The 15,434-nt window shown below is 71.7% G+C and carries 14 protein-coding genes and 3 pseudogenes; 7 read left to right on the top strand and 10 right to left on the bottom strand.

Annotated features, from left to right (window positions below; translation table 11 throughout):
• Nucleotides 1-69 precede the first annotated feature (69 nt).
• On the bottom strand, nt 70-1,182 hold the full coding sequence (locus tag ACIQ7D_RS04980; RefSeq protein ID WP_403933594.1) for an endonuclease/exonuclease/phosphatase family protein: 1,113 nt from the start codon (nt 1,180-1,182) through the stop codon (nt 70-72).
• 87 nt (nt 1,183-1,269) lie between these two features.
• Between ACIQ7D_RS04980 and ACIQ7D_RS04975 the strand changes: the two genes are divergently transcribed.
• The gene (locus tag ACIQ7D_RS04975) at nt 1,270-1,989 is read left to right on the top strand and encodes a response regulator transcription factor (RefSeq protein ID WP_403933592.1); all 720 of its coding nucleotides are present in this window, start codon (nt 1,270-1,272) and stop codon (nt 1,987-1,989) included.
• A complete protein-coding gene (locus tag ACIQ7D_RS04970; protein ID WP_403933591.1) occupies nt 1,982-3,070 on the top strand; it encodes a sensor histidine kinase in 1,089 nt (362 codons plus the stop codon). Before ACIQ7D_RS04975 ends, ACIQ7D_RS04970 begins: the two co-directional genes overlap by 8 nt.
• Before the next feature lie 38 nt (nt 3,071-3,108).
• On the opposite strand, the pseudogene ACIQ7D_RS04965 reads toward ACIQ7D_RS04970, so the two are convergent.
• The 5 genes and pseudogenes from ACIQ7D_RS04965 to aztB form a co-directional block, all read right to left on the bottom strand.
• Nucleotides 3,109-3,806 (bottom strand): annotated as a pseudogene (locus ACIQ7D_RS04965) (helix-turn-helix transcriptional regulator); the annotation flags it as partial.
• Between the two features lie 388 nt (nt 3,807-4,194).
• A complete protein-coding gene (aztD, locus tag ACIQ7D_RS04960; RefSeq protein WP_403933589.1) occupies nt 4,195-5,388 on the bottom strand; it encodes a zinc metallochaperone AztD in 1,194 nt (397 codons plus the stop codon).
• A gap of 92 nt (nt 5,389-5,480) precedes the next feature.
• On the bottom strand, nt 5,481-6,458 hold the full coding sequence (gene aztC, locus ACIQ7D_RS04955) for a zinc ABC transporter substrate-binding protein AztC (protein WP_403933587.1): 978 nt from the start codon (nt 6,456-6,458) through the stop codon (nt 5,481-5,483).
• A complete protein-coding gene (locus tag ACIQ7D_RS04950) occupies nt 6,455-7,696 on the bottom strand; it encodes a hypothetical protein (protein WP_403933586.1) in 1,242 nt (413 codons plus the stop codon). The genes aztC and ACIQ7D_RS04950 overlap by 4 nt, the downstream gene beginning before the upstream one ends.
• Nucleotides 7,697-7,711: 15 nt before the next feature.
• On the bottom strand, nt 7,712-8,563 hold the full coding sequence (gene aztB / locus ACIQ7D_RS04945; protein ID WP_403933584.1) for a zinc ABC transporter permease AztB: 852 nt from the start codon (nt 8,561-8,563) through the stop codon (nt 7,712-7,714).
• A gap of 15 nt (nt 8,564-8,578) precedes the next feature.
• Between aztB and aztA the strand changes: the two genes are divergently transcribed.
• Nucleotides 8,579-9,322 carry a zinc ABC transporter ATP-binding protein AztA gene (gene aztA, locus ACIQ7D_RS04940; protein ID WP_403933582.1) on the top strand — a complete coding sequence of 248 codons (744 nt, stop codon included), beginning with the start codon at nt 8,579-8,581 and terminating at the stop codon, nt 9,320-9,322.
• A gap of 111 nt (nt 9,323-9,433) precedes the next feature.
• Nucleotides 9,434-9,838: a nuclear transport factor 2 family protein gene (locus tag ACIQ7D_RS04935; RefSeq protein WP_403933581.1), complete on the top strand. Its 405-nt coding sequence runs from the start codon at nt 9,434-9,436 to the stop codon at nt 9,836-9,838.
• Between the two features lie 17 nt (nt 9,839-9,855).
• Here the strand turns inward: ACIQ7D_RS04935 and ACIQ7D_RS04930 are convergent.
• Both ACIQ7D_RS04930 and ACIQ7D_RS04925 read right to left on the bottom strand, forming a co-directional pair.
• Nucleotides 9,856-10,128: pseudogene (locus ACIQ7D_RS04930) on the bottom strand (DeoR/GlpR transcriptional regulator); the annotation flags it as partial.
• 154 nt (nt 10,129-10,282) lie between these two features.
• Nucleotides 10,283-10,345 (bottom strand): annotated as a pseudogene (locus tag ACIQ7D_RS04925) (TetR/AcrR family transcriptional regulator); the annotation flags it as partial.
• A 254-nt stretch (nt 10,346-10,599) separates the two neighbouring features.
• Here ACIQ7D_RS04925 and ACIQ7D_RS04920 point away from each other — a divergent pair.
• Together ACIQ7D_RS04920 and ACIQ7D_RS04915 are read left to right on the top strand one after the other, a co-directional pair.
• On the top strand, nt 10,600-10,806 hold the full coding sequence (locus tag ACIQ7D_RS04920; protein WP_403933579.1) for a hypothetical protein: 207 nt from the start codon (nt 10,600-10,602) through the stop codon (nt 10,804-10,806).
• Entirely contained in the window at nt 10,806-11,642 is an 837-nt protein-coding gene (locus ACIQ7D_RS04915; RefSeq protein WP_403933577.1) for an alpha/beta fold hydrolase, read from the top strand. The genes ACIQ7D_RS04920 and ACIQ7D_RS04915 overlap by 1 nt, the downstream gene beginning before the upstream one ends.
• On the opposite strand, the gene ACIQ7D_RS04910 is transcribed toward ACIQ7D_RS04915, so the two are convergent.
• Nucleotides 11,639-13,450 (bottom strand): flavin-containing monooxygenase, encoded by a 1,812-nt coding sequence (locus ACIQ7D_RS04910; protein WP_403933575.1) that lies wholly within the window; start codon nt 13,448-13,450, stop codon nt 11,639-11,641. The genes ACIQ7D_RS04915 and ACIQ7D_RS04910 overlap by 4 nt on opposite strands.
• Before the next feature lie 211 nt (nt 13,451-13,661).
• On the opposite strand from ACIQ7D_RS04910, the gene ACIQ7D_RS04905 reads away from it, so the two are divergent.
• The gene (locus ACIQ7D_RS04905; RefSeq protein WP_403933574.1) at nt 13,662-14,684 is read left to right on the top strand and encodes an SMP-30/gluconolactonase/LRE family protein; all 1,023 of its coding nucleotides are present in this window, start codon (nt 13,662-13,664) and stop codon (nt 14,682-14,684) included.
• 16 nt (nt 14,685-14,700) lie between these two features.
• On the opposite strand, the gene ACIQ7D_RS04900 is transcribed toward ACIQ7D_RS04905, so the two are convergent.
• Nucleotides 14,701-15,288, bottom strand: a complete 588-nt coding sequence (locus ACIQ7D_RS04900; RefSeq protein WP_403933573.1) for a TetR/AcrR family transcriptional regulator — start codon at nt 15,286-15,288, stop codon at nt 14,701-14,703.
• Nucleotides 15,289-15,434: the final 146 nt, after the last annotated feature.

Raw genomic sequence — 15,434 nt, 5'->3', positions numbered from 1 at the left:
ACGGCCGCGCGCGGGGTGCCGGGCGGCGGGAGGCGGGCGGCGGGAGGCGGCGGAAGCTTCACGCGGTGCTCACCACCTGATTCCGGCCGCCACCGGCCGGTGGTCGCTGCCGGTGGCCGGCAGCACCCGCGAGCTCACCGGCTCCACGCCCCTGACCAGGATCTGGTCGATCCGCGCCACCGGGAACCCCGCCGGCCAGGTGAAGCCGAAGCCGTCCCCGGCCGCGTCCTGGACCGAGTGCGTCCGCGCGGTGATGCCGGCGAACGCCCGGTCGTCCAGGGTGCCGTTCAAGTCGCCGAGCAGCACCACCCGCTCGTTCCGCTCCGCTGCGACGGCCTCCCCGAGCGCCTGCGCGCCGCGGTCCCGGCTCTCCGTCCAGAAGCCGTTCCTGGGAAACACACGTACGGACCCCAGGTGGGCCACGTACACCGCCAGCGGGCCCCGGTCCGTGGCCACCGTGGTCCGCAGCGCCCGGTTGTAGGCCATCTTGACGTCGGCCGTCTTGGTGTCGGCCAGCGGCCCGTAGTCCATGCTGATGTCGACCGGCCGGGTGTCCGACAGCGGCAGCTTGCTCCACAGCCCGACCGTGCCCTGCACCGTGTGGTGCGGGTACGCCTCCGCCAGCTCCTTCTCGTACAGCGGCTTCGCCTGCGGGGTGATCTCCTCCAGGGCCAGCACCTGCGCGCCGGAGGCGGCCAGGTCGCGGGCCGTGCCGGCCGGGTCGGGGTTGTCGGCGCCGACGTTGTGGCCGGCCACGGTGAGGTCGGCGCCCGGGTGGGACTTGTCGCCGAGCAGCCCGCCGAAGAGGTTCAGCCACACCGTGACCGGCAGCAGCAGCGCGGCCACCGCCGAGGCGGAGCGGCGCCGCACCGCCCCGGCCAGCAGCACCGGGACGAACAGGCCGAACCACGGCAGGCAGGTCTCCACCAGGCTGCCGAGGCCGCCGCGGTCCGTGATCCGCGCGTGCAGCAGCATGACCAGGCCGAGCAGCAGCGCCAGCGCCGCGAGCACCGGGCCGCGCCTCCAGGGCCCCGGCCGGGAGCCGATACGGATCGCCCGGCGGATGCCCGCGCGCCAGGTCCCACCGCCCGCGTCCCGGCGGCCGGCGCCGCCCTGCCCGGTCTCCGCCGTGTCCGGCCGCGCCGTTGTCGTGTCATCGAGGGCTGATTCGCTGTGGGACATGCCGTCAGTCAAGGCGGTGTGGTGTTGCCGGCACGTATGCGGTTTTCGATATGCCGACGATATGCGCCGACTCGTAGCATCGACAGCATGCGTGTGCTGATCGTCGAGGACGAACCGTATATGGCGGAGGCCATCCGCGATGGTCTACGCCTGGAAGCGATCGCCGCCGACATCGCCGGGGACGGCGACACCGCTCTGGAACTGCTGAGCGTCAACGCCTACGACATCGCTGTTCTCGACCGCGATGTCCCCGGCCCTTCCGGTGACGCGATCGCCCAGCACATCGTCGCCGGCGGCAGCGGCATGCCGATCCTCATGGTCACCGCGGCCGACCGGCTCGACGACAAGGCCTCCGGGTTCGAACTCGGCGCCGACGACTACCTCACGAAGCCCTTCGCACTCCAGGAACTCGTGCTCAGGATCCGAGCACTCGACCGCAGACGTGGCCACACCAGGCCCCCTGTGCGGGAGCTCGCCGGTCTGCGGCTGGATCCGTTCCGCAGAGAGGTCTACCGGGACGGCCGCTACGTCGCGCTGACCAGGAAGCAGTTCGCGGTGCTCGAAGTCCTCGTCGCCGCCGAAGGCGGTGTCGTCAGCGCCGAGGATCTGCTGGCGCGGGCATGGGACGAGCACGCCGATCCGTTCACCAACGCCGTACGTATCACCGTCTCGGCGCTGCGCAAACGCCTCGGCGAACCCTGGATCATCGCCACCGTGCCCGGCGTCGGCTACCGCATCGACACGCGACCGGAGGCCGGGGACAGGACGGGGGACGGGGCCGGGCACAAGGGAGGAGACCGTGGCTAGAACGCCCGGGGTGAGCGTTCGCCTCAAACTCACCCTCAGTTACGCGGGTTTCCTCATGTTCGCGGGCACCTTGCTGCTCGCAGCGGTGTGGGTGTTCATGCTGAGTGCCCTGCCCGACGTGGCGAACAGCCCCGGTGGGGTGCTGGAACGCTCCGTCCTCCTGCGCACCTTCGCGCCGGCCGCGGGCGCGGTGATGGTCTTCCTTCTGGCGTTCGGTCTCCTCGGAGGATGGATGCTCGCCGGCCGTATGCTCGCCCCGCTGACCCGGATCACGGACGCCACACGTACCGCCACGAGCGGATCGCTCTCCCACCGGATCCGGCTGCCGGGCCGCAACGACGAGTTCCGCGAACTCGCCGACGCCTTCGACGCCATGCTCGCACGGCTTGAGGCACACGTCGCGGAACAGCAGAGGTTCGCGGCCAACGCCTCGCACGAGTTGCGCACCCCGCTGGCGGTCTCCAGGACACTTCTCGACCTGGCCCGCACCGATCCGCAGCGCGACACCGGTGACATCATCGACCGCCTGCACGTCGTCAACACCCGGGCGATCGACCTGACCGAGGCGCTCCTCGTGCTCAGCCGCGCCGACCAGCGATCCTTCACCCGCGAGTACGTCGACCTGTCCCTCCTGGCGGAAGAAGCCACCGAAACGCTCCTCCCTCTCGCCGAGAAGCGCGGTGTCACCATCGAGACCACCGGTGACATCACCCCCGCGGCCGGATCGCAGGCGCTCCTGCTGCAGCTCACCACGAACCTGGTGCACAACGCCATCGTGCACAACCTGCCCGGACAGGGCACTGTGTGGGTCCATACCGGCGTCCGCCCCGGGACCGTGGAACTCACGGTCGAGAACACCGGCAAGAAGCTCACCCCGCGGCAGGCCTCGACACTCACCGAACCGTTCCAGCGCGGCACCGAGCGCATCAGCACCGATCACGCGGGCGTCGGCCTGGGCCTGGCCATCGTCAAGACCATCACCCGCGCACACGACGGAACACTCACCCTCGCCCCGCGCCCTGCCGGCGGGATCCGCGTCGCTGTGGAACTACCCGCGGCAGCCCGGCCCGCCGAAAGGTGACGAAGCGGGGAACCGATGCCTACCGCACGTGGGGGAACGCTGGCGTGTGTGCGGCCGGTGACCTCGTACCGCTCCCACAGCCCGGCGAAGTCGGGGCTCTTGAGGAGGAGTTCACCGACGAGGCGGGTGAGGTCCGGGGCGTCGGGGGCCGTGCCGGCCAGGGCGCGCAGCCGGGCGACGCAGCCGCGGATCTGGTTGTCCCAGTCGGGGAAGATCTCGCGGGCGGCGGAGTGGAGGAAGAGATAGCGGGCGAGGTTGCGCTGGGTGGCGGGCCAGTCGGCGATGCCGGCGTAGAGGGCGAGCCCGCCGGGGTTGTGGGCGAGGGGGTCCATGCTGCGGCTGACGACAGGCCGGGTTCGGCCGTACGGCTTCCAGCAGCAGTTTCAGGTGGGGGCGCACGGTGCGGCCGGGCGCCGGGGCCGGCTGGGGCGCGTAGCGGGCGGCGCGTCCCGCGAGGTCGCGCAGGTGCTGGTGCTCGGCCTCGTCCAGCTTGAGCGCGCGGGCGAGCGCGTCGATGACGGCGGGACCGGGCCGGGTCTCCTTGCCGCGCTCCAGCCGGGTGCAGTAGTCGATGCTGACCCCGGCGAGGGTGGCCAGCTCCTCGCGGCGCAGGCCAGGGGTACGGCGGACCCTTGGCCCGGGGGTCAGGCCGACGCTCTGCGGGCTGGCTGGTCCGGGTGCGGCAGGCGCGCGGGAAGCGGCCCAGTTCCTCGCCGGTGTGCTGCTCGGGTGCCATGGTTTCAGTGTCTCTCCGCCGTCACCGTGCACGCCCGCGGAGGGGGCCCTGATACACCCCCGCTCATCACCCCCCGGCACACCTCGGGGGCGTCGCTGTTCTTCGACCACCGCGACCCGGCCGTGGTCAGCCGACCGGGCACCGTGACCCGCAAACCTGAACCGCCCGGACCTGCCGGTGAAACGGCCACGACCGCTTGGAAGGGACCGGTACGCGGTTCCGCCGACGGGGCTGTGCCGACGCCGGCGGCGTAGCCGTCCGGAGCGTCGGTTGGCACCGGCGCGTCAGTTGGCAGGCGACGTCGTCGACGGGGAATTCGCCGTTCTCGCGGAACCAGCCGACCACGCCGATCCCCTGCGGCCCGCCGGCCGCAGGGGCGGTGCGGGGGTCAGTGGGGCGCGACGACCCCCGACAGTTCGTTGGTGCTCTTCGGCAGGGTCACCGAGCTGGTCTTCTTGCCGGTTTCGAGGTCGATGGCGTGCAGGGCCTTCTTCCCGGGTTCGGATACGTAGGCGGTGTGGTCGCGGACGAAGAGGGTGGGCCGGGCCTGCTGCCAGTCCAGGGGTTCCTGCCACTCGCCCACGGCGGGGATCTTCTTCTCGATGGCGCCGCTCACCGGGTCGATCACCCGGATCGCGCCGTCGGTGCCGAGCACGAGCGCCTCGCCCTCCGGGCCGCGGGCCAGTGAGCGGAACGAGTAGCTGGTACCCAGGTCGACCAGGCGCACCTTCGCCGTTTCGGTGTCGACGAGGGATATCCGGGTCGGCCGCTCCAGCTCCGCCTCCTGGTCGGTCTTGTAGTCGCCGAGGATGACGGGCGATACGTCGCTGCCGGCCTGGTTGCCGATCCGGCCGTAGTCGTCGGGGGCCTCGGCCTTGGTGAACTCGCCGTCCTTGTAGATCAGGACGCCGTCCTCGCAGCCGACGGCGACGGCCTCGTTCCTGGCGGCCGCCTCGCCGTGCACACCGGGGCAGTTCTCGGCGCGCTTGATCTCCTTGTTGTTCTTGTCCAGTACGAGAGCCCCCGTACGCTTCTCCTCGGTGCCCAGTGTGCTGAGGAGTTCACCGTTCTTCAGCTCGATGGCGACACCGTGATGCGGTTCCGCGGAGGTGTAGCCGCGGCCCTCGGGCTTCTCGCCGCCGCCGAGATCGGCGGGGTCGAAGACGTTGACCTCACCGGTGCCGTCGGTGAAGAGCACGGTCCTGCCCGCGTGACGGACGACATGGCCGGGCTTGGCGCCCTGGTACTCGACGCCGGTGAAGCTCCGTCCGGTGGCGTTCAGGACACGGAAGCCGCTGTCCGTGGAGACGATGACATGGTCGCCGTCCCCGGCGGGGCTGACCCGGTTGAAGCCGGGCAGGGCGATGGTCCCGCCGAGTTCGAGGCTCGCGCCGTCCAGGACGTACAGGCCTCCGTCGAAGGTGGCGACCAACGGGTCCTTGACCGTCTTCGCGGGCGTGGGGCTCGTCGTGGCCTTCGCGCCGGTCGAGGGGTCCTCCCCTCCGCAGGCGGTCAGGACCGTGGCCACCGCGAGGGTGAGGGCCGTACCCGTGAGGGCTCTGGTGCGTATCGAGGTGTTCACCGGTGTGTTCCTTTCCGGGCCGCGCGTCGGCGGCGTGGAGTACGTGACGGTTGACGAACGCCCGGTCGACCGGGCGTCGGTGGGGCCGGGGGTCAGCCGCCGGTCGCGCCGGCGGTGAGGCCGTCGGTCATGGCGGTGGTGTTGGCGCGCATCATGCGCAGGTAGGTGTCGGCGCCCTCGCCTCGCGCGGTCAGTGACTCCGAGTGGAGCTCGACGACCGCGACCCGGCCGCCCAGTTCGGTACGGAGCACCTCGGCCAGCCGGGTGGGCCGCGAGGAGTCGGCGAACACGGTGCGTACCCCGGCCTCCTCCATCGCCCGGGTGAGGGAGCGCAGGTCGGAGGAGCTGGGTGAGGCGAGGGTGGTGCCGCTGGGGATGACCGCGCCGATCACCCGGAAGCCGAAGCGAGCGGCGAGGTAGCCGAAGACGTGGTGGTTGGTCACCAGGGCGCGGTGGTCCTCGGGGATGCGGTCGAAGGACTTCTCCATCCAGGTGGTGAGGTCCGCCAGGTTCGTGTCGTAGTGGCCGGCGTGGGCGCGTATCGCGGCCTCGTCCACGCCGTTCACGTGCTCGATCACCTGACCGGCGATCAGGCCGGCGGCCTTCCGTACCCGGTCCGGGTCGGTCCAGAAGTGCGGGTCGGGCTGTCCTCCCCCGTCGGCGGGGCCTCCGTCGGCGCTCGCCCGGAAGGTGAGCGGGCCGACCGCCTCGCCCACCTCGAAGGTGGCGACGCCGGAGTCGCGGGCCGCGTCGACGTGCCGCAGTACGTTCTCCTCCAGGCCCAGACCGTTGAAGACCACCAGGTCGGCACGTTCCAGTGTGGCGGCCTGTGCGGCGGACAGGCCGAAGGAGTGTGGGTCCGCGTTCGGCTTCATCAGGACGGTGATCTCGGCCTCGTCGCCGACGATCTGCCGTGTGATGTCGCCGAGGATGTTCGTGGTGACCACGATCCCAGGCCGCTCGCCTCCGGTGCCGCAGGCGGTGGCGGCAGCGGCCGTGACCAGGGCGAGCAGGCCCATGAGCAGGCTGCGCAGCCGGGTCCGCATCCGTGCGCGCCGCATCGCCCTCATCGGCCCGTCTCCGCCATCAGGGCCGGCTCGATGTCGAGGTCGAAGGAGCGCGCGACGCGCAGTCCGTCGTTGTAGTCGATCTCGAACACCCTTTTGCCGTCACGGTCGTTGACGTAGGCGCGGCTGCGGTCGACCTCGATCACGGGTGTGATCGCCTCGGCACCCACCCGCTGATGCCCCGTCAGGAGCCGCTGGGTCCGCGCGATGTGTTCGCCGGTGGCGATGTCGTAGCCGTGCAGGGCTCCGTCGGTCTCCAGGACGAGCAGCGGGGAGCCCTCCCCCGCGGTGTTGGCGGCGACGACGGGTCCGGTGCTCACCCGGGTCCAGGTCCGCTCGGTGACATCGAGGATCCACACGGCGTCCTGCCCGGCGGGCGCGGTGAGGGTGTCGCTGCCGGGGCGCTGCCGCAGGGCCGTGGCCCGTTGCTCCTCGGGGATGTCGTCGCCGTACGGGATCTTCTCGGCGGTGAAGGTACCGTTCCGTTCACGGACGAGCAGGGCGCCGTCGGCGCATCCCACCACCACTGCGCGCCGCGTGACGGCGTCACCTCGCGGGTCCTGGCACTCCGCCTCCGGGGACGCGACGCGCCTGCCCTTCCGGTCGAGTACGGCGGGCCGCGCCGTGCCGCCCTTCCCGGTGAAGGCGACCAGGTGCCCGGCGTACGGGACGACGGGGCCCGTGTAGGTGCCCGGCAGCGTCCGGGGCGACGTGATCGAGCCCTTCTCCAGTTCGCTCCGGTCGTGGAGGACCACGCGGCCGGCCTCGTCGGTCAGCGCGGTCACCGCGATGTCGCCGCGTACCCGCGCCGTACGGCCCACCGGGAGATCGCCGATGTCGCGTATCGCCGCCCGGTAGTAGTGGACATGGTCGCCGTGGTCCACCATCCAGGCGCCGCTGTCGAGTACGTGGGTGCTCTCGGCGGTGTGGAGGTAGCCGAACCGTCCGTCCGTTTCCAGCCGGACGGCGCCCGCCACCGGTTCGGTTCCCCGCACCGTGCCGCTGACGAGGTCGAGGACCCGGGTGTTCCCGCTGTCGGGGTCGTTGAGGAGCAGACGGGACTGCTGTTCGGCGGCTTCGTGCGCGCCGTCGACATAACCGTGCGGGGTGGCGGAGGAGGAACGCGCCGCCGGCCGGGGGCCGTTGTCCCGCTCTCCGGTACAGCTCGTGGCGAGCAGCGCGGGGAGCAGCAGGGCGGCCGCGGCCCGCGGGGTGACGTTTCTTTTGACGGTCAGGGCCATCGCCTCAGGTTTCCTTCAGTTGACTTCGTGGGCGGGAACGGGCGTGGTGGCGCGGTGGTGCCGCAGGCCGGATGCCCCATGGGAGAGGAAGAACAGGCCGACCGCGAGGGCCGCGACGGTCGCTCCGGCCGCGGTTCCCAGATGCCAGGACAGCAGCAGGCCGCCGAAGGTGGCGGTGACGCCGAGGAGGGCGGCGAGCACCATGACCCCGCGGACACCGCGCGCCCAGGGCAGCGCGGCGGCCGGTGGGGCGATGAGCAGGCCGAGGACGAGCAGCGTCCCCACGATGTGGAACGAGGCAACGATCGCCAGGCCGAGCAGTCCGAGCAGTACGGCGTGGGCGAGCCGCGGACGCAGCCCGAGGGTCCGGGCCTTGCGAGGGTCGAACGCCAGGGCCAGAAAGGCCCGGTGACCGAGGACCGAGACGGCCAGGGAGATCAGCAGGGCCGCCGCCAGCAGGTACAGGTCCTGCTGCCGTACGGCGAGGACGTCACCGAAGAGGAATCCGGTCAGGTCCACCGCGAAGGACTGCGAGCGCGACACGATGATCACGCCGAGCGAGAGCATGCCGACGAACAGCAGCCCGATCCCGGTGTCCTGGGACAGCTTCGGGGCGCGCCCCAGCGCGGTGACGCCCGCCGTCATGACGGCCGCGCTCAGCACCGCGCCCACCAGCAGGTTGCCGCCAAACAGTGCGGCCAGCGCGACCCCGGGCAGCAACCCGTGGGACATGGCGTCCCCGAGGAAGGCCATGCCTCTGAGCACCACCCAGGTCCCGGCCGGTGCGCAGATCGCGGACACCAGGATTCCGCCCCACAGGGCTCGCTGTACGAATGTGACCTCGAACGGGGCCGTCAACCACTCCATGACCGGCACACTACAATGAAAATCATGTTCAAAACACCGAACCATCTGACCACCGCGCCGCGAGGCCGGACTCCGCGCGTCCGATTCGCCGCTTTGTGTGCGGGATATCCCGGCCGCCCCGTCCTCCGCCAACTCGACGCCGCGATACCGGGACTCGCCATGACCGCGCTGGTCGGGCCGAACGGCAGCGGGAAGTCGACACTGCTCGGCGTCATGGCCGGTGTGATCCGTCCGACATCGGGCGAACTCCACCACAACGGTGTACTGCCGCCCGCGTTCGTCCCCCAGCGCACGGCGGTCGGCGACACACTGCCGCTGACCGTCCGGCAGACGGTGGAGATGGGGCGCTGGGGCGAACGCGGCCCCTGGCGCCGGCTGACCGGGCGCGACCACGCGACGGTGGACCACGCGCTGGACCGGCTCGGTATCGGCGCTCTCGCCTCACGCCAGCTGGGGGAGCTGTCGGGCGGTCAGCGCCAACGCGCCCTGATCGCCCAGGGGCTGGCCCAGGGGTCCGACCTGCTGCTGCTCGACGAGCCGACCACGGGCCTGGACCCGGAGGCCAGGGAACGGATCGCGACACTGCTCACCGAACTCGTCGCCGACGGGGTGACGGTCGTCCAGGCCACGCACGACCTGGAGGCGGCGCGCGCCTCGGACACCTGCCTCGTCCTGCACGACGGACGTCTGGCGGGAGACGGCCACCCCGACCAGGTCCTCACCACCGCGGCACTCGCCCGGATCCGGCAGCCGTTCTGACGCGGGTCGCTCCGCGCGCCCGGGACCGGGCGGTCTACGCTGTCCCCGTTTCCCCTGACGTTCCACGGCCGGTCCCTGATCGCTCCGACCGCCAGCAGAAGGGACAAGGCGATGGATGCTGATACGCGGACCAGGACCGCGATCGAGGAGCACTGGCGGGCATCGGAACGCGGGGACATCGAGGCGGAGCACGCCCTCTACGCCGTGGACGCGATCCTCGACTATCCGCAGTCGGGCGAACGGTTCCGGGGCCGCGCGGCGATTTCGGCGCAGCGTGGCGGGCACCCCGCCGATCGGCACTTCGCCGTCCGCCGGATCGTCGGCGGCGGGGATCTGTGGGTGAGCGAGTGCGTCATCACCTACGACGGGGTGCCCAGCCGCGCGGTGAGCGTCATGGAATTCGCCCACGGGCATGTGGTGCACGAGACCCAGTACTTCGCGGACCCCTTCGGCGCGCCCGCTTGGCGGGCGGCTCTCGCGGAGCCGATGCCGGGCAGGGAGATCACCAGGGCGTGACCCGGTGCCGGCCGGCGTCAGGAACGGGCCAGTGCCGGCGAGGAGCCTCCTGTACGGATGCCCTCGGCGGCCGCATCGGTCAGGTCGGCATCGGTGACGATCGTGTCGAAGGCGGCGAGCGGCGCGACCCGGTACCGGCCGAACGTACCGTACTTGGAAGATCCGGCGACGAGCACCGAGTGGGCGGCGGTGGCCATCGCGGCCTGTTTGACCTCCACCTTCGACTCGGAGGGAGTGGTGGCACCGCGCAGGGACCGCCGGGTCGGCGATACGGCCCAGGACGACGTCGAAGAACGCTTCGACCGCGCGCACCGGATCATCGGGGTGTGCCGCGAGCGCCCGCTCGTACTGGGCGCCGTAGATCGACGCGTAGCGGTCGAGGCACCGGGCGAACAGGGCGTCCTTGGCGCCGAAGGCTCCGTAGAGGGAACCGCGGCCGAGGCCCGTCGCCGAGCCGAGGGCATCGAGCGAGGCATCCGCGTACCCGCGCTGGCAGAACACCCGCATGGCCTGGTCCAGGGCCTCACCGACATCGAACTGCTTGCGGCCGGACACAGCAGACACCTCCCTTTTCGTTCGCCCCAGGAGCCCACCCCCCTCTTGGACCGATCGGTCACCTCACCCTTGACCGTCGATCCAGGATGGTTGGCGTGACGGGCCGTGGTTCTCGTACCCGGAGGACTCACGAAGGCCGACGGCCTCGCGCCGGCACGTGCGCGCTTCGGCCGCCCCGCCCGCCTACTCCTATACAGAGGATGATCATGAATCTGACGACGCCCCACCTGCCCACCCCCGAGGGCCCCGGTTCCGTCTCCCAGGTGCCGAACCTCCCGGCCGGATTCACCGACACCTTCACCAGCCGGTACGTCGACATCGGTGAACTGCGCCTGCACGCCGTCACCGGCGGCGAGGGGCCCGCCCTGCTGTTGCTGGCCGGCCCCAGACCTGGTACGCCTGGCGTCTCCTGATGCCGGCGCCGGCCCAGGTCTTCCAGATCGTCGCGGTCGATCCGCGCGGCGTCGGGCTCTCGGGCAAGCCCCGGGGCGGATACGACACCGGCACGCTCGCACGCGACATGGTGGCGCTGATGGACGCGCTCGGGCACCAGCGCTTCGCCCTGGTCGGTCACGACGTCGGCATGTGGACCGGCTACGCCCTGGCGGCGGATCACCCCGGCCGGCTCGACCGCCTGGTCGTCGCCGAGGCCGCGATACCGGGGCTGTCCCCCGCACCGCCGCTCTTCGGCGGCCACGAGGCCGACGAACGCCTCTGGCACTTCGCCTTCAACCGCCTCACGGACATCAACGAGCAGTTGGTCAGCGGACGGGAACAGCTCTACTTCGGCAGCCAGTTCGCCACGAAATCCGCGAAACCGCTGCCCGGCCACGCCGTTCAGCACTATGTCGACATGCTCGCCGGCGACCCGGAAGCCCTGCGGTGCGGCTTCGAGTTCTACCGCGCACTCGACACGACCGTCGCCCAGAACCAGGAGCGCAGGACACGACGGCTGTCCCTGCCCGTCCTGGCGATCGGAGGGGCGGAGAACCTGGGCGCGTCGGTCGGCGAGACGATGGAGGCGGCCGCCGACGACGTGGAGAGTCTGTCCCTGCCCGGGTCCGGCCACTACCCCGCCGAGGAAACCCCTGAGGCGATGCTGTCCGCGCTGACGGCGTTCCTGGCCCCGTACCGGGACGCGCGGCCGGCGGCCGGCGTCCCGGTACGGGGCCACGAGCCCCAGCGGTCCCCCGTACCGCCGCTCCGACGTGGGGCGACGGCGCCCGAGTCCGGCCCGTACGCCCCCTAGGACTGCCGGGAAGCCCTCGCCCGGAGGATTTCGTCCATGGACTCCGTACGCCATCGCTTCAGGAGCGCGTGGAAGGCGAACGCTCCGTGGGGGTAGGCGGTCGGGCCGTTCGGCCGGCCGCGCCCTTCGCGGTTGTAGTAGCCGGGGGTGCATTCGGCGTGGAACCACTCGTGGTCGGGGGCGTCCTCGGCCAGGGCGGCGATCCAGGCGTCCTCGGCTTCGCGGGGCGGTTCGATGACGGCGCCCTTGGCCTCGGCGGCGGCGACGAGGGCGGCGGCGTGGACGGCCTGCTCGTCCAGGATGTGCGTGAAGTTGACGCTGCTGGCGTTCTGGAGGGAGCCCATCTGGATCAGGTTCGGGAAGCCGTTGCTGGTGAAGCCGTGCACGCTGCGCGGGCCCTGGCGCGCCCAGGCGTGCAGCAGTTGGGTGCCGTCGCGGCCGTGGACGGGGAGCTTGCCGGAGTGGATGCCGGAGGTGCCGACGGAGAATCCCGTGGCGAAGATCAGGCAGTCGAGTTCGTAGGTGGTGTCCCCGACCACGACGCCGTTCTCGGTGACGCGCTCGATGCCATGGGTGTCGGCGGTGTCGACCAGGGTGACATTGCCCCGGTTGAACGCCGGGTAGTACTTGTCGGAGAAGGTGGGGCGCTTGCAGGCGTACCGGTACCAGGGCTTGAGCCGCTCCGCCGTGGCCTGGTCGGTGACGGTCTCCTCGACGCGGGCGCGGAGCTCGTTCATCTTGGCGGCGTCGGCGACCTCGTAGGCGGCCTCGAACGCCTTCCGGTCGCCCTGGCGGCGGAAGCTCGGCAGAAGCTTCTCCAGAAGCCCCGCCGACATGGTCCAGCGGTCCGCCACGAGGTCCTGTTCGGCCGTCTCACCGGAGACGATACGGAGGTAGTTGTCGCGGCGTTCGCGTGCCCACCCGTCGTGGTCGGCGCCGACATCGCCCGCGGTGGTGCGGCGGTTGGCGCGAACGTCCACGGTGGAGGGGGTGCGCTGGAAGACGTAGACGTGCCCGGCGTCCTCGGCCAGCATCGGGATGACCTGGATGCCGGTGGCACCGGTGCCGACGATGCCCACCCGCTTCTCCGCGAGACCGGTCAGGCCGCCGTCGGCGGTGCCGCCGGTGTAGCCGTAGTCCCACCGCGACGTGTGGAAGGTGTGGCCCTTGAAGTCCTCGATGCCGGGTATCCCGGGGAGTTTCGGTTCGGACAGGGTGCCGGTGGCGGTGACGACGTACGTGGCCCGGAACGCGTCACCGCGGTCGGTGGCCACGAGCCAGGTCTCGGATGCCTCCTCCCAGGTCAGCGAGGTGACCGCGGTGGAGAACAGGGCGTCGGCGTAGAGGTCGAACTTCCTTGCGACCCGTACCGCGTGGCGGCGGATCTCCTCGCCGGGCGCGTACTTCCACTCCGGCACGTATCCGGTCTCGTCGAGCATCGGCAGGTACACGTGCGACTCGATGTCGCAGTGGATGCCCGGGTACCGGTTCCAGTACCAGGTGCCCCCGAAGTCGCCGCCCTTCTCGACGACCCGGACACGCTCCACGCCCTCCTGCCGCAGCCGGGCCCCGGCGAGGATGCCCCCGAAGCCACCGCCGACCACGGCGACATCGACCGTGTCGTACAGCGGCTCGCGCCCGGCCACCTCCCCCGTGTACGGATCGGCGGCGTAGTAGCCGAACTCGGCGTCGGTGTCCCGGTACTGGAGCGCGCCGTCGGGCCGTACGCGCCGCTCGCGTTCGAGGCGGTAACGCTGCCTCAGTTCGGCGAGTTCGCCGGGGGCCGGTGCTGGGGAGGTCGTCGTCATGTGGGGGCCTCGATCCTGTGGGGTCGCTGTCGTGCCGGCCGCCCAGGACGAGCGGCCTTCCGCTACGGTAGCAACTACCGGACAATGATGTCCGGTTGGACGCGGGCGCACCGCCGCACCAGGGACGAGCCCGTCCGCGCCCCGGGCGGGCGCGCGCGAACCTCCCCGCCGGCGGCGCCCGCACACAGCGGACAGGAAGAGTGATCCCCCCATGCGACGACTCCCCCTCCGATCCCTTGCCGTGCTCGCCTCGGTCGGTGTGCTGACACTCACCGGATGCGGTACGCAAACCGCCGCCCCCGGCGGTACGGCGGCCGCCTCCGCGCACCAGGACCGGACCATCCGCGCGCAGAAGGTCATGCAACTCACCCAGGTGCACGAGGAGACCGGGATGACCCTGCTGGAGGGCCCGACCTTCGGCAAGGACGGTGGCCTGTACGTCGTCGACGTCACCGCGCCCGCCGGTGAGCCGAAGGTGATACGGGTCGACATCGCGAAGAAGACGTCGCGCGGTGTCCACACCGACGGCCGGGGCGCCTACACCTCGGCCCAGTTCAGCCCGTACGACGGACGGCTCTACCTGACCGACTACGCGCACGGCGAGATCGTGAGCCTGGCTCCGGACGGCGGCGATCCCCGCACCTTCTTCTCCGGCGGGGTCGACGGGGCGCCGATGAACCCCGACGACCTCGCCTTCGACCCGGAGGGCAACCTGTACGTCAGCGACTCACGCGGCCTGTCCGAGAACAAGGAGCAGGGCCGGGTGGTGCGTATCGACCGCGAGGGGAAGAAGGCCACCGTCCTCGCCGACGAACTGGCCGCGACGAACGGCATCTCGTTCGACGTGGGCCACCGCGGGCTGTGGATCAGCGAACTCACCCAGAACCGGATCTCCTATCTGCGCCTCGACGCGGAGGGCGGGGTGGCCTCCCGGCACACTGCCATCCGCGTCGACGGCGGAATCGCGCAGACCGACTCGATCGCCGTGGACGCGGCCGGCAACCTCTACCAGGGGCTGCACGGCCGGCCCGCGATGGTCGTGTACGACCGGCACGGTGAGCGCCTGGCGACGGTCGAGATCCCCGGCCGCACCGAAGGGCTGGAGTCGGCGACCAACGTGGCGATCAAGCCCGGCGGGACCACGGCGTACATGACCGTCAGCGGGCCCGCCGGCGGGTACCTCTACACCTTCGACGCGCTGGCGAAGGGCATCCGGCAGTCCAACGGCGGCTGACACACCGCCGCGCCCCTCACCCGCCGAGGGGCCGAACCGGTCCCACCTCGACGTCGAGCAGCCGCCAGGCCGCCAGCGCCCGGCGTTCCCGCTCCTCGCGGGTGGGGCCGGTCACGGCCCCGGAGACCATGGCGACCGCCAGCATCAGATCGTTCGCCGCCCCCAGCCGGTGACCGTCCGGCAGTTCGGCCCGCAGGGCGAGCTCGACCCGCTCGGAAAGGGCCAGGGCGTACGCGTGGATGCCGGTGCGGCCCGCCTCACCGGCGTGCAGGAGGCCGATGAAGGCCGCCGACTCCGTCAGATGCCAGGTCATCACGCCGAGGACACCGGCGAAGGTCAGTTCCTCGCTCGCGGCCGCCTCCTCGACCTGCCGTACGTTCTCCTCCAGGACCGCGGTCGCCACGGCGTCCCGGTCGGGAAAGTGCCGGTAGAGAACGCCCTGGCCGACCCCGGCGCGGCGCGCGATCGCGGAGAACGGGGCGTCCAGTCCGTGCTCCGCGTAGATCTCCCGGGCGGCGGCGACCAGAGCGGCCCGGTTGCGGCCGGCGGCCTTCGGCCCGTCGTTCGCGGGCCGCCGCTCGTTCGGCGTGGGATGCTGCGTCACCCGGGAAGGGTAGCCTCCGGCCGGGCGGTGTGTCCGGCCGGGGCCCCCCCGGGGGGGCGGGGCCGGGGCCCCCCCCGGGGGGAGGGGCGCCCGGGGGGCCGGCGCCGTTGGTGGGGGGGGAGCGGCCGGCCGCCCCCGGCCGGGGT

Origin of the sequence: Streptomyces sp. NPDC096310 (assembly GCF_044763125.1) — a bacterium.
Taxonomy (GTDB): Bacteria; Actinomycetota; Actinomycetes; order Streptomycetales; family Streptomycetaceae; genus Streptomyces.
The sequence above is the reverse complement of the archived record's forward strand: the minus strand, read 5'-3'. Positions and strand labels throughout refer to the sequence as shown.